Here is a 17,640-nt window from a genome sequence, read left to right on the forward strand (position 1 = left end):
CCCGGTTTATGCCGGAGGCATCAGCGCCTCGCACGTTCGGCCGTACCGATCCCGGGATGTCCGCGACAGGACTCAACGTCCCCTGGTATCCATGGGGCTGACGGAAGCGGGATGGGGGCTTGGCCGTGGGCGCCACAGTGGAGAAGCAGCCCAACGCGCAGCTGAACTCGTGGTTCATGCGCAGTGGCTGGTCCAAGGGCGAGCTGGCGCGCCAGGTCAACCGCCGGGCCCGCCAGACGGGCGCCCACCACGTCAGCACCGACACCTCCCGGGTACGCCGCTGGCTCGACGGCGAGCAGCCGCGCGAGCCGATCCCGCGCATCCTGTCCGAGCTGTTCTCCGAGCGCTTCGGCTGCGTCGTCCCGGTCGAGGACCTCGGCCTGCGCTCGGCCCACCAGCCGTCGGCCGGCGGCGGCGTCGACCTGCCGTGGACCGGCCCGCAGACCGTCCAGCTGATCAACGAGTTCTCCCGCAGTGACCTCATGCTGGGCCGCCGCGGCTTCCTCGGCGCCTCGCTCGCGCTGTCCGCCGGCCCCGCCCTGCTGGAGCCGATGCAGCGCTGGCTGGTGCCCGGCGCGCCGGCCGGTCCCGCCGGCGGCCCGGTGTCCGGCGGCGCCCGCGACGGCGGCCGGCCGTCCCGGCTGTCCGAGCAGGAGCTCCAACTGCTGGAGTCCACCGCGGTGATGTTCCGCGAGTGGGACAACCAGTGCGGCGGCGGCCTGCGCCGCAAAGCCGTCGTCGGCCAGCTGCACGAGGTCACCGACCTGCTCCAGGAGCCGCATCCCGAGCCCGTGGCCCGCCGGCTGTACCGGATCACCGCCGACCTCGCCGCACTGGCCGGCTGGATGAGCTACGACGTGGGACTGCAACCCACCGCCCAGAAGTACCTGGTGCTCGCGCTGCACGCGGCCAGGGAGGCCGGCGACCGGCCGCTGGGCGCGTTCATCCTGTCCTCGATGAGCCGGCAGATGATCCACCTGGAGCGCCCCGACGACGCCCTGGAGCTCATCCACCTCGCCCAGTACGGCAGCCGCGACTCCGCCAGCGCCACCACCCAGGCCATGCTGCACGCCCTGGAGGCCCGCGCGTACGCCAACATGGGCCAGGTCAACAAGTGCCACCGCGCGGTCCGGCTGGCCGAGGACACCTTCGCCGACGCCCGCCCCGGCGAGGACCCCTCCTGGATCAGCTTCTTCACCGAGGCCGAGCTGCACGCGGAGAACGCCCACTCCTACCGCGACCTCGCCTACGTGGCCGGCCGCAGTCCCACGTACGCCACCTTGGCCCACCCCGAGATGACGAAGGCGGTGGAGGGGTTCCGTGACGACCGGGTGCACCAGCGGGCCTATGCTCTCAACCTGGTCGGCATGGGCACCGTCCAGCTGCTGATGCGGGAGCCGGAAGCAGCGGCCAAGTTCACCGAAGAGGCCATAACCGTCGCCAAACGGGTCCGCTCCGAACGCGTCAGCACCCGCATCCGGAAGACCACCCACATCGCGCTCCGGGACTTCGGCGACGTGCCCGCCGTGCTCGGTCTCGCCGACCGCCTCTCCGAGGAACTCCCCGAAGTCGCCGAGTCCGCCTAGCCCCACCCGTAACCCGTATACATCCTTCACCACCGTACGGGACGGTTCATCGTCGCGTAACACGCACGACTTCTTCGTCACGATGTCGAAACACGCTACGGCATTGACGGAAACCCGGCTGAGCCAACCTCATGGCGAAAACCGGCCCACCCCTTGCACCGCCCGCACGGGCCGTTCGGATGACGAGGAGACGCCGATGGCACCAGCCATCATGACGCTGGCCGCTGATGCGCCCAAGCTCGATACCGGAAGTACGGCGTTCATGCTGATCAGCGCCGCCCTGGTGATGGTGATGACCCCTGGTCTCGCCTTCTTCTACGGCGGGATGGTGCGGGTCAAGAGCGCCCTGAACATGCTGATGATGAGCTTCATCAGCCTTGGCATCATCACCATTCTCTGGACCCTGTACGGATTCGGGCTCGCCTTCGGATCCGGTACCGGTTTCATGGGTGGCACGCACTGGTTCGGCATGCGCCACATAGGGATCAGCGAACTGTGGCCCGGATACGGCATTCCGATCTACGTATTCGCCGTCTTCCAGTTGATGTTCGCGATCATCACCCCGGCGCTGATCAGCGGCGCCCTTGCCGACCGGGTGAAGTTCACCGCCTGGTCGCTGTTCATCACCCTGTGGGCGACGGTCGTCTACTTCCCGGTCGCGCACTGGGTGTGGGCCTCGGACGGCTGGCTGTTCAAGAAGGGCGTCATCGACTTCGCCGGTGGTACCGCGGTGCACATCAACGCCGGTGCCGCGGCCCTCGGCGTGATCCTCGTCATCGGCAAGCGCAAGGGCTTCAAGCGCGACCCGATGCGCCCGCACAACCTGCCCCTGGTGATGCTCGGCTGCGGTCTGCTGTGGTTCGGCTGGTTCGGCTTCAACGCCGGCTCCTGGCTGGGCTCCGACGGCGTCGCCGCCGTCGCCTTCACCAACACCCAGGTCGCCACGGCCGCCGCGATGCTCGGCTGGCTGATCTACGAGCGCCTGCGGCACGGCTCCTTCACCACCCTGGGCGCCGCCTCCGGCGCGGTCTCCGGCCTGGTCGCCATCACCCCGGCCTGTGGTTCGGTCTCCCCGCTCGGCGCCATCGCGGTCGGCCTCATCGCCGGCGTCGTCTGTGCCGCGGCGGTCGGCCTGAAGTACCGCTTCAACTACGACGACTCGCTCGACGTGGTCGGCGTCCACATGGTCGGCGGCATCATCGGCTCCCTGCTCATCGGCTTCTTCGCCACCGGTGGTGTCGGCCAGACCGCCAAGGGCGTCTTCTACGGCGGCGGCTGGCACCAGCTGGGCCTGCAGTTCATCGGCGTCGGCTCGGTCCTCGGCTACTCCCTGGTGTGTGCCGCGATCCTGGCCAAGCTGATCGACGTGACCATGGGCTTCCGGGTCACCGAGGACGAAGAAATCACGGGCGTCGACCAGGTCCTGCACGCCGAGACCGCCTACGATTTCGCCGGGGTCGGTTCCTTCGGCACGGCGGCCGGTCTCGACAGTGAGGCGAACGCCTCCCCCAGCAAGAAGGTGGACGCGTGAAGCTCATCACCGCGGTCGTCAAGCCGCACCGGCTCGACGAGATCAAGGAAGCCCTCCAGGCGTTCGGCGTCCACGGCCTCACCGTCACCGAGGCCAGCGGCTACGGCCGCCAGCGCGGTCACACCGAGGTCTACCGGGGTGCGGAGTACACCGTCGACCTGGTCCCGAAGATCCGGATCGAGGTCCTCGCCGAGGACGCCGACGCCGACCAGCTCATCGAAGTGATCGTCAAGGCCGCCCGAACCGGCAAGATCGGTGACGGCAAGGTGTGGAGCCTCCCGGTCGACACGGCCGTCCGGGTCCGCACCGGCGAGCGCGGGCCCGACGCGCTCTGACCTTCTGAAAAATTCCAGCGCTGGAGCACGAGTGACCGAAAGCGTCGAAGCGCAGGACGGCAGTTACGCGGCGGCCCGGCTGCGCCTCCTCACCGAGGAGGTGCAGTCCGGGCCGCCGCGCCGCGCCGCCCTGGCCACCCTGACCGACCAGTGGCTGGCCTCCCTCGCCACCCAGGCGGCGCAGGCCACCGGCATCCACGGCTGGGCCCTGATGGCCGTCGGCGGCTACGGCCGCGGCGAACTGTCCCCCCGCAGCGACCTGGACCTGGTCCTGCTGCACGACTCCGAGAAGTCGGTGGCCGCCCTCGCCGACCGCATCTGGTACCCGGTGTGGGACCTCGGCGTCGCCCTCGACCACTCGGTTCGCACTCCCGCGGAAGCCCGCGCGACCGCCGCCGAGGACCTCAAGGTCCAACTCGGCCTGCTCGACGCCCGGCACATCGCCGGCGACCCCGCGCTCACCTCCACCCTGCGCAGCGTCGTCCTCACCGACTGGCGCAACCAGGCGTCCAAGCGGCTGCCCGCCCTGCACGAGATGTGCGTGGAGCGCGCCGAACGGCAGGGGGAACTGTCCTACCTGCTCGAACCCGACCTCAAGGAGGCCCGCGGCGGCCTGCGCGACGCCACCGCACTGCGCGCCGTCGCCGCCTCCTGGCTCGCCGACGCCCCCCGCGAGGGCCTCGAAGAGGCCCGCACCCGGCTGCTGGACGCCCGCGACGCCCTGCACCTGGTCACCGGCCGCGCCACCGACCGCCTCGCCCTCCAGGAACAGGACCAGGTCGCCGCCGCCCTCGGCCTGCTCGACGCCGACACCCTGCTGCGGGAGGTCTACGAGGCCGCCCGCCGGATCGCCTACGCCTCCGACGTCACCTGGCGCGAGGTCGGCCGCGTGCTGCGCGCCCGCGACGCCCGCCCGCGCCGCCGCGGACTGCTGGGCCTGGGCCGCACCGCCCCGGAGACCGCCCCCGAGCGGGTACCGCTGGCCGACGGCGTCGTGGAGCTGGAGGGCGAGGCCGTCCTGGCGCTGACCGCCAAACCCGACCGCGACCCCGTACTGCCGCTGCGCGCCGCCGCGGCCGCCGCCCAGGCCGGCCTGCCGCTGTCCATCCACGCGGTACGCCGGCTGGCCACCACCACCCGGCCGCTGCCCGTGCCGTGGCCCGCCGAGGCCCGCGAACAGCTCGTCACCCTGCTCGGTGCCGGGGAGTCCACCGTCCCGGTCTGGGAGGCGCTGGAGGCCGAGGGGCTGATCACCCGGCTCATCCCCGACTGGGAGCGGGTCCGCTGCCGGCCCCAGCGCAACGCCGTGCACCGCTTCACCGTCGACCGCCACCTGGTCGAGGCCGCGGTCCAGGCCGCGGGACTGACCCGCCGGGTCGGCCGCCCCGACCTGCTGCTGACCGCCGCGCTGCTGCACGACATCGGCAAGGGCTGGCCCGGCGACCACAGCGAGGCCGGCGAGGTCATCGCCCGCGACGTCGCCACCCGGATCGGCTTCGGCCCCGCCGACGTGGAGACCCTCGCCCTGCTGGTGCGGCACCACCTGCTGCTCATCGACACCGCCACCCGGCGCGACCTGGACGACCCCGAGACCGTACGCGCGGTCGCCGAGACCGTACGCGACACCTCCACCCTGGAACTGCTGGCGGCGCTCACCGAGGCCGACGCGCTCGCCACCGGGCCCGCCGCCTGGAGCACCTGGCGGGCCTCGCTGCTGGCCGAACTGGTCGACCGGGTGGCCGGCGCGCTCGACACCGGCGCCCTGCCCGACAGCGGCGAGAGCGCGCCCACCGCCGAGGAGGAGCGGCTGGCCATCGAGGCCGCCCGCACCGGCGGCCCGGTCCTGGCCCTGCACGCCCAGACCGAGCCGGAAGGAGAGGGCGAGGCACGCGAGGAGGCACTCGGCGTGGAACTGCTGCTGGCCGCCCCCGACCGGCCCGGCCTGATCGCCGAGGCCGCCGGAGTGCTCGCCCTGCACCGGCTCACCGTCCGCGCCGCCGACCTGCGGTCCTTCGACCCCATCGGCGAGGGCCACGTCGCCCTGCTGAGCTGGCGGGTCTCCGCCGAGTACGGCACGCTGCCCGAGGCCGCCCGGCTGCGTACCGACCTGGCCAGGGCCTTCGACGGGAGCCTCGACATCGAGTCCCGGCTGGCCGAGCGCGAGGCCGCCTACCCGCGGCGCCGCGGCATCACCCCGCCGCCGCCCCGGGTCACCGTCGCCCCCGGCAGCACCTCCCAGACCGCCACCGTCCTGGAGGTCCGCGCCCACGACGCCCCCGGGTTGCTGCACCGGATCGGCCTGGCCCTCACCGCCACCGGCACCGCCGTCCGCTCCGCCCGTATCTCCACCCTGGGCGCCAACGCCGTCGACGCCTTCTACGTCGTCGACAAGGACGGCAACCCGCTGTCCGCGGCCCGCGCGACCGAGGTGGCCCACCAGGTGGAGGCGGCGCTGCGCTGACGCCGCCGGCGCCCTTCGGGCGTCCCGGGGTCCCGCGTGCCCCTCGCGCCCGCGCCCGCCGGTTCCGGCGGGCGCGGGCTGCTCGGCCGCCGGGCCGGATACCCTGGAGAGCGACTGTCTCCGCTCCCGACCACAAGGATCTGCGACCGACGTGTTCGATACCCTCTCCGATCGCCTCGCGAATACCTTCAAGACCCTCCGGGGCAAGGGGCGCTTGTCCGAGGCGGACATCGACGCCACTGCCCGCGACATCCGGATCGCCCTGCTCGAAGCCGACGTGGCCCTCCCGGTGGTCCGGGCCTTCATCGCCAACGTCAAGCAGCGCGCCCTGGGCGCCGAGGTGTCGCGGGCGCTGAACCCGGGACAGCAGTTCGTCAAGATCGTCAACGACGAGCTGGTCACGATCCTCGGCGGCGAGACCCGCCGCCTGCGCTTCGCCAAGCAGCCGCCCACCGTGATCATGCTTGCCGGCCTCCAGGGCGCCGGCAAGACCACCCTGGCCGGCAAGCTCGGGCAGTGGCTGCACAAACAGGGCCACACCCCGCTGCTGGTCGCCTGCGACCTCCAGCGGCCCAACGCGGTGAACCAGCTGTCCGTCGTCGCCGAACGCGCGGGCGTCGCCGTCTTCGCGCCCGAGCCGGGCAACGGCGTCGGCGACCCGGTGAAGGTCGCCAAGGACTCCATCGAGTACGCCACGGCACGGCAGTACGACATCGTGATCGTCGACACCGCAGGCCGGCTCGGTGTCGACCAGGAGATGATGCGGCAGGCCGCCGACATCCGGGACGTCACCCGCCCCGACGAGATCCTGTTCGTCGTCGACGCCATGATCGGCCAGGACGCGGTGAACACCGCCGAGGCGTTCCGCGACGGCGTCGGCTTCGACGGCGTGGTGCTGTCCAAGCTGGACGGCGACGCCCGCGGCGGCGCCGCGCTGTCCGTCGCGCACGTCACCGGCAAGCAGATCATGTTCGCCTCCAACGGCGAGAAGCTCGACGACTTCGACGCCTTCCACCCGGACCGGATGGCCTCCCGCATCCTCGGCATGGGCGACGTGCTCTCGCTGATCGAGCGGGCCGAGCAGACCTTCAGCCAGGCCGAGGCCGAGAAGATGGCGGCGAAGCTGGCGAAGGGCCCCAAGGAGTTCACCCTCGACGACTTCCTGGAGCAGATGGAGCAGGTCCGCAAGATGGGCTCCATCTCCAAGCTGCTCGGGATGCTGCCGGGAATGGGCCAGATCAAGGACCAGATCAACAACCTGGACGAGAAGGACGTCGACCGCACCGCGGCGATCATCAAGTCGATGACCCCGGGGGAGCGGGCCGACCCGCACATCATCAACGGTTCCCGCCGCGCCCGTATCGCCCGCGGCTCCGGCGTCGAGGTGGGCGCCGTCAAGGGCCTGGTGGAGCGGTTCTTCGAGGCCCGCAAGATGATGTCCCGGATGGCCCAGGGCGGCGGCATGCCGGGGATGCCCGGCATCCCCGGCATGGGCGGCGGCCCTGGCCGGCAGAAGAAGCAGCAGAAGCAGGCCAAGGGCAAGCGGCAGAGCGGCAACCCGATGAAGCGCAAGCAGGAGGCCGCCGCCGCCGCGGCCCGGCGCGAGCAGCAGCAGAACCAGGACCCGGCCAAGGAGTCGGGCGGCAGTCCGTTCGGGCTGCCCGCCGGTGGCGGCGGCCAGGACTTCGAACTGCCCGACGACTTCAAGAAGTTCATGGGCTGATGCGGGTCTCGATCCACGAGCCCCGGCCGGCCGACGCCGACGCGCACCGCGCGGCGGTGCTCCGGTCGGTGGACCACCTGCGGCCGTGGAACCCGGTGGACCCGGACGGGTTCCCCGAGCTGCTGCGCCGGCAGGGGCCCGACCTGCGGACGTTCCTGATCGTCAACGACGAGGACGGCGGCATCGTCGGCAAGTGCAACGTCGCCAACATCGTCCGGGCCCGCTTCCGCAACGCCGCGCTCGGCTACGACAGCTACCTGCCGTACAGCGGCACCGGCCGGATGACCGAGGGCCTGCGGCTGGTGGTGGACCGCTGCTTCAGCGGCTACCCCGACGGCCTGGGACTGCACCGCCTGGAGATCAACGTCCAGCCGGACAACACCCGTTCGCTGGCCATGGCCGAGCGCCTCGGCTTCCGCCACGAGGGCTTCTCACCCCGGATGCTCTTCATCAACGAGGCATGGCGCGACCACGAGCGCTACGCCCTGACCGCCGAGGAGTGGCCGGGCCCGCTCAGCTGAACAGGGCAGAACGGGTCCGACCGCCCCGGCCGGGTACCGGCGGCGGCCGCGGGTGCGCCGCGGTGCCGCCGGCGGACCGGGACGGACCGGGCCGTCACATCCGGGCGATGAGGTAGCGGAAGACGTTGTCCATCCGGACGGTGCCGTCGGGGCGCCGATAGGGGCGGAGGGCCGCGGCCAGCTCCTTGCCCACCCGGTGGCGGTCGGCCGCGTCGACAGCCGCGTCGAACAGGCCGGTGGAGAGCAGGCCGCGTACGGCGCTGGGCAGGTCGGGGTAGCCGAAGGGGCAGGAGACCCGGCCGGAGCCGTCGGGGCGCAGGCCCGCCCCCCTGGCCAGGTCCTCAAGGTCGTCGCGTCCGCTGAGGCGGATGTCGTGCAGGCGGGAGCCGCGCGTTTCGGCCGGGCGTACGGCCGCCCGCAGCACCCGCGAGGTGGCGCAGCGCTCCGGCGGGCCCCAGCCGGCCAGCACGACCGCGCAGCCGGGCGAGGCGGTGGCGGCCACGGCGGCGAGCGCGGGTTCCAGGTCGGCGGCGGGCATCGCCGGATCGAAGGCGGTGACCACGTCGAACCCGCCGTCGGCGGAGTCGGCGGCGCCGGGCGTGTCGGGGAAGCCGGAGAGGTGGTCCTGGGGGCCGCCGAGCAGCAGCCGGGTCGTACGGGTCACGGGACCGCGACCGGTGTCGCGGACACTCCAGGCGGGATCGGGCAGCAACCGGTCGCGGGCCACCGCCAGCTTCGTCGCGTCGGGGTCGCAACCGGTGACCACGGCGCCTCGGCCGGCCGCCAGCAGCAGCGCCAGACCGGTCCCGCAGCCCAGTCCCAGCAGACGGGTGTACGGGCCGATGCCGAGCCGGTCGTACACCGTCTCGTACAGCGGAACGAGCATCCGTTCCTGGATCTCCGCCCAGTCCCGCGCCCTAGCCTGCGCACCGGGTCTGGTTCCGCGATAGAGCGTAGGTGCCATCGAAGCCCCAATCAGCAGCGTCGTACGCCATTCCCCCGGGTTCCCGCCTGCCCGCACTCGCCCCTGACAGTCAGCCAACTGCTGAATCCGGCCGCAGTCCAGTGGCCGGAAGTACCGTTCCCGGTGATTTCCGCCCCCGGCCGCCCGCCGTAAACCGATTCACGGTGCGCCCACGGGGGGCCGTACCATCGCCTCCATGGCAAAGGCTCCCGTTCTCACCCCCCAGGCGGACGACTTCCCGCGCTGGTACCAGGACCTGATCAGCAAGGCCGAACTGGCCGACAACGGCCCGGTGCGCGGCACCATGGTCATCCGGCCGTACGGCTACGGGCTGTGGGAGCGGATGCAGCAGGACATGGACGCGCGGATCAAGGCGGTCGGCGCGCAGAACGCGTACTTCCCGCTGTTCATCCCGCAGTCCTACCTGACCAAGGAGGCCGAGCACGTCGAGGGCTTCGCGCCCGAGCTGGCCGTGGTCACGCACGCCGGCGGCAAGGAGCTCGACGAGCCGGTCGTCGTCCGGCCGACCTCCGAGACGATCATCAACGAGTACTTCTCCAAGTGGGTCCAGAGCTACCGCGACCTGCCGCTGCTGATCAACCAGTGGGCGAACGTGGTCCGCTGGGAGCTGCGCCCCCGGCTGTTCCTGCGCACCACGGAGTTCCTCTGGCAGGAGGGGCACACCGCCCACGCCACCTACGAGGACGCCCGCGACTTCGCCGCCCGGATCCAGCACGGCGTCTACGCCGACTTCATGGAGAACGTGCTGGCCATGGACGTGGTGCCGGGCCGCAAGACGGCCAAGGAGCGGTTCGCCGGCGCCATCAACACCCTCACCCTGGAAGGGATGATGGGCGACGGCAAGGCTCTGCAGCTGGGCACCAGCCACGAACTGGGCCAGAACTTCGCCAAGGCGTTCGACACCCGGTACCTGTCCAAGGACGGGGCCCAGGAGTACGTCTGGCAGACCTCCTGGGGCAGTACCACCCGGATGGTCGGCGCCCTGGTGATGATGCACGGCGACGACAACGGGCTGCGGGTGCCGCCGCGGCTGGCCCACGTCCAGGTCGTGGTCCTGGCGATCAAGGACGACGAGGCGGTCGTCGCCAAGGTCCGCGAGGTCGGCGCCCGGCTGAGCGCGGCCGGCCTCAAGGTCGTGGTCGACGACCGCACCGACACCCCCTTCGGCCGCCGCGCGGTGGACTGGGAGCTCAAGGGCGTACCGGTACGGGTCGAGATCGGGCCGCGCGACCTGGAGGCGGGCACCGCGATGCTGGCCCGCCGGATCCCCGGCGGCAAGGAGCCGGTCGCCATCGACAGCCTGGCGGCCCTGCTGCCCGGGGTGCTGGAGGAGGACCAGGCGCGGCTGCTGCGGGAGTCCCGCGAGCGCCGGACGTCCCGCACCGTGGACGTCGCCACCATCGGCGAGGCGGCCGAGGCCGCGGCCACCGGATGGGCGCGCATCCCGTGGGCCGACCTGGGCCCGGAGGGCGAGGCCAAGCTCGCCGAGCAGGGCGTTTCGGTGCGCTGCCTGGTCGCCGAGGACGGTTCGGTGCCGGTCGCGGACGACGCCCCCGGCACCGTCGCGGTGGTCGCGCGGGCCTACTGACGGCGGCGGCGCGTCCGCTGACCGAAAAACGGTGTACGGAATACGTTGAACGTCCTGCCATGGGGCGGGTGCGATGGTTCTCCGGTGTTCGCCGGGGTCCTCCGCACCCGCCCTGCGTCATGCCCATCAAGGCGCATCCTCCGGAACTGACCGATCAGTGCAAATTAAATGGGCTAGCCCCAAATCGGAACACCGGGAGCGTCCGGCTCGTTGTCACGGCGTGAGCACGACACCACCTGTTCTGGCCGCCGAGCTGGCAGTGGCATGGGCCGACATTCAACGGCACCATCCCGAACTGCCCGACCTGGCCGCGCCCGAGTCCCTCATCGGTGAGTCCTCGTCCGCCTGTGGCAACGAGCTCTCCTTCGAAAGGCTGCTGCACGAGGCCGTCCACGGCATCGCCGCCTCCCGCGGTATCCGTGACACCTCGCGCGCCGGCCGCTACCACAACCGTCGATTCCTCGCGATCGCCGACGAACTGGGCCTCGACCACGCCGAGGAACCCCACCCCAGCAGCGGCTTCTCCCTCGTGGTGATGCGTCCGGACACCCGGAAGCGTTACCGGGCCACCATCGACCGCCTCCAGCGCGCCCTCAAGGCGCACACCGTGGCGACCACCGAGGACACCGCCCGCTCCTTCCGCGGACCTGCCGCCCGGCACGGCTCCTCGGGCGGCGGCGTCCGTGTCAAGGCGGTCTGCGACTGCGGGCGCAACGTGCGCGTGGTCCCGTCCGTCCTGGCCCAGGCGCCCATCATGTGCGGGGCGTGCGGCCAGCCGTTCCGTATCCCGGAGGTCGTCGGGGTCGGCTGAGTCCGGTGAACCAGGCCAGGGGGAGCGGCCTGGTTCACCGGGTCAGGCGGAGTGTGGCAGAATGTTCAGCTGAGTACTCGACAGCCGTGCAGGAACCCTCTCTCCTTCGGCTGACGCGTCCATCGGGCGCACGACTCCCACAACCCCACGTGGCTGTCCACCGTGCCCAAACACGTCAAATTCCAGGAGAACCCGCTCCCGTGGCAGTCAAGATCAAGCTGAAGCGTCTGGGCAAGATCCGTTCGCCTCACTACCGCATCGTCGTCGCCGACTCCCGTACCCGCCGTGACGGCCGGGCCATCGAGGAGATCGGTCTGTACCACCCGGTGCAGAACCCCTCGCGCATCGAGGTCGACTCGGACCGCGCGCAGTACTGGCTGTCCGTCGGCGCGCAGCCGACCGAGCCCGTACTCGCCATTTTGAAGCTCACCGGCGACTGGCAGAAGTACCGCAACGAGCCGGCCCCCGCGCCGCTGCTCGTCGCCGAGCCCAAGGCCGACAAGCGCGCCGTGTTCGAGGCCGCGGCCAAGGACACCGCCGATGAGTCCAAGGGTGAGGCGATCACCCCCCGGGCGAAGAAGTCCGACAAGAAGGCCGATGACGCCGAGGCCGCGGCCCCGGCCGACTCCACCGAGGCCTGAGGATGCTTGAGGAGGCCCTCGAGCACCTTGTGAAGGGCATCGTCGACAATCCCGACGACGTGCAGGTCGACCTGCGCACCCGGGGCCGCGGCAGCGTACTGGAGGTCCGGGTGCACCCCGAAGACCTCGGCAAGGTGATCGGCCGCAACGGCCGTACCGCCCGTGCGCTGCGTACGGTCGTGGGGGCGCTCGGCGGGCGCGGCGTCCGCGTCGACCTGGTGGACGTCGACCAGGTGCGCTGAGGCGGACCAGGTTCTGTGCACACCCGGCGCGGGCCGGGAGCGGTCTCCACCGCTCCCGGCCCGCGCCGTACGTCGTACCGCGCCGGTACGTCTCCGGAACTGGAAAGGTGAACGCGCTCCATGCAGCTGGTAGTCGGCAGGATCGGCCGCGCCCACGGCATCAAGGGCGAGGTCAGTGTTGAGGTGCGCACCGACGAGCCGGAACTGCGGCTCGCGCCCGGTGCCGTCCTCGCCACCGACCCCGCCGCCACCGGTCCGCTGACCATCGCCACCGGCCGGGTGCACAGCGGCCGGCTGATGCTGCGCTTCGAGGGCGTCTCCGACCGCACCGGCGCCGAGGCGCTGCGCAACACCCTGCTGATCGCCGAGGTCGACCCGGAGGAGACCCCGGAGGACCCCGAGGAGTTCTACGACCACCAGCTGATCGACCTGGACGTGGTCACCGTCGACGGCCGTGCGATCGGGCGGATCACCGAGATCAGCCATCTGCCGTACCAGGACCTGCTGGTGGTGGAGCGGCCTTACGGCGGCGAGGTGCTCATCCCGTTCGTCGCCGAGATCGTGCCGGAGATCGACCTGGAGGAGCAGCGGGCGGTGATCGACCCGCCGCCGGGCCTGCTGGAGGACCTCCCCGAGCCGGGCCGCGACGCCGACGACGGGGAACGGTCCGAAGACGGCGGACACCCCGGGGACGCCGCAGCCGACGGGACCGGCAGCGGTGACAGCGCCGACCGGGACCGCAGGGGCGGCGGGGACGGCGTCTGAGATGCGGATCGACGTCGTCACCATTTTCCCCGAGTACCTCGAACCGCTGAACGTCTCCCTGGTCGGCAAGGCGCGCGCCGCAGGCCGGCTGGACGTCCGCGTGCACGACCTGCGCGACTGGGCTGACGACCGGCACAACACCGTGGACGACACCCCGTACGGCGGCGGTCCCGGCATGGTCATGATGACCGGGCCGTGGGGCGCGGCCCTGGACGAGATCCTCGCCGACGGGTACGAGGCCGGCGCGCACGGGCCGGTCCTGGTCGTCCCCACACCCGGCGGCCGTCCTTTCACCCAGGAACTGGCCGCCGAACTGTCCGCCCGCCGCTGGCTGGTCTTCACCCCCGCGCGCTACGAGGGCATCGACACCCGGGTCACCGCCGAGTACGCGACCCGGCTGCCGGTCCTCGAAGTCTCCATCGGCGACTACGTCCTGGCCGGCGGGGAGGCCGCGGTCCTGGTGATCACCGAGGCGGTGGCCCGGCTGCTGCCCGGCGTCCTCGGCAACGCGCAGTCGCACGCCGACGACTCCTTCGCCCCCGGCCCGATGGCGAGCCTGCTGGAAGGCCCGGTCTACACCAAGCCGCCCACCTGGCGGGGCCGCGGCATTCCCGAGGTGCTGCTCAGCGGCCACCACGGGAAGATCGCCCGCTGGCGCCGCGACGAGGCGTTCCGCCGTACCGCCGCCAGCCGGCCCGACCTGATCGAACGCGCCGACCCCGCCGCCTTCGACAAGCACGACCGCGAGATGCTCAGCATCCTCGGCTGGCAGCCCGGCCCCGACGGCCGATTTGGGCGCACCCCGGATGCCGTGGAAGAATGAGCGGCTGTCACCCGTCCGCCGCGCGCCCCTGCCACAGGGGGAACGACGCCGGCGGCACCGGCGACCACCCCGGACACCCATGACGACGTTCCGTCGATGGCCTGTGGCATCGGCGAGGAAGCAGACACCGTATGACCAATCTCATCGAGGGCCTCAACAGCGCATCCCTGCGCGACGACGTACCGGCCTTCCGCCCCGGCGACACCGTCAACGTCCATGTGCGTGTCATCGAGGGCAACCGCTCCCGTGTGCAGCAGTTCAAGGGCGTCGTCATCCGCCGACAGGGCGCGGGCATCAGCGAGACCTTCACGGTCCGCAAGGTCTCGTTCTCCGTCGGCGTCGAGCGCACCTTCCCGGTGCACACCCCGATCGTGGAGAAGATTGAGGTCGTGACCCGCGGCGACGTCCGTCGCGCCAAGCTCTACTACCTCCGTGAGCTGCGCGGCAAGGCCGCGAAGATCAAGGAGAAGCGCGACTAGGACCGCGACCGGCACGTGGCCGCAGGCCGCCCGCCCGTTTTTCCCGGGCAGGCGGATAAGCTCTGGCCTCGATGGACAGCGAAGCAGTCGTTCCCGGACGCGACCGCTCCCCCGCCGCCGCTGAGGCGCAGTCGGAGGAGCGGTCGCGTTCCGTCGTGTCCGGGGCCGCCACCGGGCCGGGCGGCGGAGCCTCTTCGGGGTCGGCGCCGGCGTCGGACGCCGCCCCTCCGGCGGCGGCCCCGGCCTCGGCGGCGGCCTCGGCGGCGGGCTGGTGGGCGCAATGGCGGCCCACGGTCCTGCTCGCGGCCGGCTGCGTCGCGGCACTGCTGCTCGTCAGCCACTTCGTGGTGGAGCCCTTCCAGGTTCCGAGCACGTCAATGGAGGGCACCCTGCGAGTGGGTGACCGGGTGCTGGTCGACAAGCTGGCGTACCGCTTCGGCGGAACACCCCAGCGGGGGGACGTGATCGTGTTCGACGGTGACGGGTCGTTCCAGCAGACCGGCGGGACGGACTACGTGAAACGGGTGATCGGCGTCGGCGGCGACCGGGTGACTTGCTGCGACGACCGAGGACGTATCACCGTCAACGGCCGCGCGCTGGACGAGGCGTATCTGCACCCCGGCGACGCCCCCTCCCGGGTGCCGTTCGACATCGAGGTGCCGGTGGGAAGGCTGTGGGTCATGGGCGACCACCGCGACGACTCCCGCGACTCCCGCGACCACCTCGGCGATCCCGGCGGCGGCACCGTACCGGTGGGCCGGGTGATCGGCCGGGCCGAGTGGATCGGCTGGCCGGCGGGGCACTGGACGAAGCTGCGCCGGCCGGCCGCGTTCGCCGCCGTCACCGCGCCTCCGGCCGGCCGCCGTGGGTAACCGCGGCAAGCCGCGCTCCGGACACTCCCGGGTGGATCCCGCCCCGGGCCACGGTCCCGGCTCCCACACCGGCGGCGGCTCCTTTTCCGGCAACGGCTCCCGGTCCGGCGGCGGCCCGCACCCCGGCAGCGGTTCCGCTTCCGGTCCCGACCGCCCGGCCAGCCCGTCCGACGCGCCCCCGCCGGCCGGCAGCACCCGGATCGAGCGGCGCAGACTGGCCCGCAAGATCAAGCGCAGACGGCGGCGTTCACTGATCACCGAGGTGCCGCTGCTGGTCCTGGTGGCGCTGCTGATCGCCCTCGTACTCAAGACGTTCCTGCTCCAGGCGTTCGTGATCCCCTCCGGATCGATGGAGCAGACCATCCAGATCGGCGACCGGGTGCTGGTCGACAAGCTCACCCCGTGGTTCGGCAGCAAGCCGCAGCGCGGGGACGTGGTGGTCTTCAAGGACCCCGGCGGCTGGCTCACGGGCGAACCCGCGCCCAAGCCGTCCCCGGTGGTCGTCAAGCAGGTGAAGCAGTTCCTCACCTTCATCGGACTGCTGCCGGCCTCCGGTGAACAGGATCTGATCAAGCGGGTGATCGCCGTCGGCGGGGACACCGTCGAATGCTGCGACCGGAACGGCCACCTGCTGGTCAACGGCAAGCCACTGGACGAACCGTATCTGTACCCCGGTAATCCACCCTCAATGATGAAATTCACCGTACACGTGCCGCCCGGACGGCTGTGGGTGATGGGTGACCACCGGTCCGATTCGGCCGATTCGCGGTACCACACCGACAAGCCCGGAGTCGGCACGATCCCGGAGAAACTGGTGGTCGGAAGGGCTTTCGTGATCGCCTGGCCGATCGGCCACTGGGCCCGGCTGAGGGAGCCGGGAACCTTCTCCTCGGTGCCGGACCCGCCGGCGCGGAACGCGGCGGCCACAGGCTTGCCCACTATGGTGGGCTCCGCCAACGGTCGAAGGACCGACCAGCTGCCGACTCCTGCGGAACTCCCGCTCGTTATGGGATTGGTGGGCCTGCGTCGAAGTCGGGGCAGGCGGAAGTCTGAAGTGAGGAGTGGACGTGGGGGACCTCGTGGTCGGCGCACGGTCTGGATCCGGCGAACCCGAAAAGGGGGATGTCGAGGTACCGCCGGTGCCGTCGGCTCCTCCGGCGCCCCCGGTGCCCCCGGCATCCGCTCCGGCCGACGGTCCGGGGGGTGGCGGGGTGGCGGGCTCCGAGTCCCAGGGCGCCTTTCCCGGACACCGGAGCCACGGGCCGGGCGGCGTGCACCCCGCGGACCCGGCCGGGCCGGGGAAGCCGACCGGCCCTGACGACGACGAAACCGACGACTCCCCGGGACCCGACCGGGGCGCCAGGCAGCGTTCGTTCTGGAAGGAACTCCCGCTGCTGGTCGTCATCGCCCTGGTGCTGGCGCTGATCATCAAGACCTTCCTGGTCCAGGCGTTCTCCATCCCCTCGGACTCCATGCAGAACACGTTGCAGCAGGGCGACCGGGTGCTCGTCGACAAGCTCACCCCGTGGTTCGGCTCCAAGCCGAGCCGCGGCGAGGTCGTCGTCTTCCACGACCCGGGCGGCTGGCTGCCGGAGAACCCGCCGGCCAGCAACAACCCGCTGGTCCGAGGCTTGCAGAAGGGCCTCAGTTTTATCGGCCTGATGCCGTCGGCCGACGAGAAGGACCTGATCAAGCGCGTCATCGGCGTCGGCGGCGACACCGTGAGCTGCGACGGCACCGGCCCGGTGGAGGTCAACGGCAAGGCGCTCGTCGAGCCGTACGTCTATCCCGGCAACACCGCGTGCACCCCGGACAAGCCGTTCAAGATCACCGTGCCCAGGAACCGGATCTGGGTGATGGGCGACCACCGGCAGGACTCACTGGACTCCCGCTACCACATGGACATGCCCTTCGGCGGCACCGTCTCGGACGACGACGTGGTCGGGCGCGCGATCGTGGTGGCCTGGCCGGTCAACCGCTGGGACGTGCTGTCCATCCCGGCGACCTTCTCGCAGCCCGGGATCAACGCGGCGGGGGTCGCGGTGCCGGCGGCGGCGGGCCTGGCCGGCGCGCTGCCGCTGGTGCTGCTGCGCAGGCGGCGGCTGCTGCGCGAGGACGGGACCGGTGGCGCCGGTGAAGGTGCCGCGGCGGGCGAGGGCACGGCGGCCGGCGGGGTCGGTGACGCGGCCGGGACCAGCGGCGGCGCCACGGCCGGCGACCGGGCGTGAGGCGGGGCGAGCGGGCTGACCGCGGACGTACCGACGGGTAGGGTGCTGG

At 71.8% G+C, this 17,640-nt stretch carries 17 protein-coding genes; 16 read left to right on the forward strand and 1 reads right to left on the reverse strand.

Features of this window, described 5'->3' with window-relative positions; translation table 11 throughout:
- Window positions 1-125 precede the first annotated feature (125 nt).
- The 6 genes from nsdA to RLT57_RS23955 all read left to right on the forward strand — a co-directional run bounded on the left by nsdA (window position 126) and on the right by RLT57_RS23955 (window position 8,157).
- Window positions 126-1,586 carry a transcriptional repressor NsdA gene (nsdA, locus tag RLT57_RS23930; RefSeq protein ID WP_432759754.1) on the forward strand — a complete coding sequence of 487 codons (1,461 nt, stop codon included), beginning with the start codon at window positions 126-128 and terminating at the stop codon, window positions 1,584-1,586.
- Window positions 1,587-1,782: 196 nt separating this feature from the next.
- Window positions 1,783-3,117 carry an ammonium transporter gene (locus tag RLT57_RS23935; RefSeq protein ID WP_311299328.1) on the forward strand — a complete coding sequence of 445 codons (1,335 nt, stop codon included), beginning with the start codon at window positions 1,783-1,785 and terminating at the stop codon, window positions 3,115-3,117.
- Window positions 3,114-3,452 carry a P-II family nitrogen regulator gene (locus RLT57_RS23940; protein ID WP_188281229.1) on the forward strand — a complete coding sequence of 113 codons (339 nt, stop codon included), beginning with the start codon at window positions 3,114-3,116 and terminating at the stop codon, window positions 3,450-3,452. Before RLT57_RS23935 ends, RLT57_RS23940 begins: the two co-directional genes overlap by 4 nt.
- A gap of 31 nt (window positions 3,453-3,483) precedes the next feature.
- Complete coding sequence (locus RLT57_RS23945; protein WP_311299329.1) at window positions 3,484-5,913, forward strand: [protein-PII] uridylyltransferase; 2,430 nt, start codon at window positions 3,484-3,486, stop codon at window positions 5,911-5,913.
- A gap of 151 nt (window positions 5,914-6,064) precedes the next feature.
- Window positions 6,065-7,636: a signal recognition particle protein gene (gene ffh / locus RLT57_RS23950; RefSeq protein ID WP_311299330.1), complete on the forward strand. Its 1,572-nt coding sequence runs from the start codon at window positions 6,065-6,067 to the stop codon at window positions 7,634-7,636.
- Window positions 7,636-8,157 carry a GNAT family N-acetyltransferase gene (locus RLT57_RS23955; RefSeq protein WP_311299331.1) on the forward strand — a complete coding sequence of 174 codons (522 nt, stop codon included), beginning with the start codon at window positions 7,636-7,638 and terminating at the stop codon, window positions 8,155-8,157. Before ffh ends, RLT57_RS23955 begins: the two co-directional genes overlap by 1 nt.
- A gap of 94 nt (window positions 8,158-8,251) precedes the next feature.
- Here the strand turns inward: RLT57_RS23955 and RLT57_RS23960 are convergent, their stop codons facing one another.
- Window positions 8,252-9,121, reverse strand: coding sequence for an SAM-dependent methyltransferase (locus tag RLT57_RS23960; protein WP_311299332.1), 870 nt, complete (start codon window positions 9,119-9,121; stop codon window positions 8,252-8,254).
- Between the two features lie 196 nt (window positions 9,122-9,317).
- Here RLT57_RS23960 and proS point away from each other — a divergent pair, with 196 nt between their 5' ends.
- From proS to lepB (RLT57_RS24010), 10 genes are all read left to right on the forward strand, one after another.
- On the forward strand, window positions 9,318-10,730 hold the full coding sequence (gene proS, locus RLT57_RS23965) for a proline--tRNA ligase (protein WP_311299333.1): 1,413 nt from the start codon (window positions 9,318-9,320) through the stop codon (window positions 10,728-10,730).
- 220 nt (window positions 10,731-10,950) lie between these two features.
- Window positions 10,951-11,541, forward strand: a complete 591-nt coding sequence (locus RLT57_RS23970) for a hypothetical protein (RefSeq protein ID WP_311299334.1) — start codon at window positions 10,951-10,953, stop codon at window positions 11,539-11,541.
- 200 nt (window positions 11,542-11,741) lie between these two features.
- Window positions 11,742-12,182, forward strand: a complete 441-nt coding sequence (rpsP, locus tag RLT57_RS23975) for a 30S ribosomal protein S16 (protein ID WP_311299335.1) — start codon at window positions 11,742-11,744, stop codon at window positions 12,180-12,182.
- Window positions 12,183-12,184: 2 nt separating this feature from the next.
- Entirely contained in the window at window positions 12,185-12,424 is a 240-nt protein-coding gene (locus tag RLT57_RS23980) for an RNA-binding protein (RefSeq protein WP_093734768.1), read from the forward strand.
- 120 nt (window positions 12,425-12,544) lie between these two features.
- Window positions 12,545-13,189 carry a ribosome maturation factor RimM gene (gene rimM / locus RLT57_RS23985; protein ID WP_311299336.1) on the forward strand — a complete coding sequence of 215 codons (645 nt, stop codon included), beginning with the start codon at window positions 12,545-12,547 and terminating at the stop codon, window positions 13,187-13,189.
- 1 nt (window position 13,190) lies between these two features.
- Window positions 13,191-14,012: a tRNA (guanosine(37)-N1)-methyltransferase TrmD gene (gene trmD / locus RLT57_RS23990; RefSeq protein ID WP_311299337.1), complete on the forward strand. Its 822-nt coding sequence runs from the start codon at window positions 13,191-13,193 to the stop codon at window positions 14,010-14,012.
- 131 nt (window positions 14,013-14,143) lie between these two features.
- Complete coding sequence (gene rplS, locus RLT57_RS23995) at window positions 14,144-14,491, forward strand: 50S ribosomal protein L19 (RefSeq protein WP_311299338.1); 348 nt, start codon at window positions 14,144-14,146, stop codon at window positions 14,489-14,491.
- A 71-nt stretch (window positions 14,492-14,562) separates the two neighbouring features.
- Window positions 14,563-15,363 carry a signal peptidase I gene (gene lepB, locus RLT57_RS24000; protein WP_311299339.1) on the forward strand — a complete coding sequence of 267 codons (801 nt, stop codon included), beginning with the start codon at window positions 14,563-14,565 and terminating at the stop codon, window positions 15,361-15,363.
- A gap of 31 nt (window positions 15,364-15,394) precedes the next feature.
- Window positions 15,395-16,681, forward strand: a complete 1,287-nt coding sequence (gene lepB / locus RLT57_RS24005; RefSeq protein WP_311299340.1) for a signal peptidase I — start codon at window positions 15,395-15,397, stop codon at window positions 16,679-16,681.
- Window positions 16,635-17,591 (forward strand): signal peptidase I, encoded by a 957-nt coding sequence (gene lepB, locus RLT57_RS24010; protein ID WP_311299341.1) that lies wholly within the window; start codon window positions 16,635-16,637, stop codon window positions 17,589-17,591. The genes lepB (RLT57_RS24005) and lepB (RLT57_RS24010) overlap by 47 nt, the downstream gene beginning before the upstream one ends.
- The last annotated feature ends 49 nt before the right edge of the window (window positions 17,592-17,640 follow it).

The organism is Streptomyces sp. ITFR-21 (assembly GCF_031844685.1).
GTDB lineage: Bacteria > Actinomycetota > Actinomycetes > Streptomycetales > Streptomycetaceae > Actinacidiphila.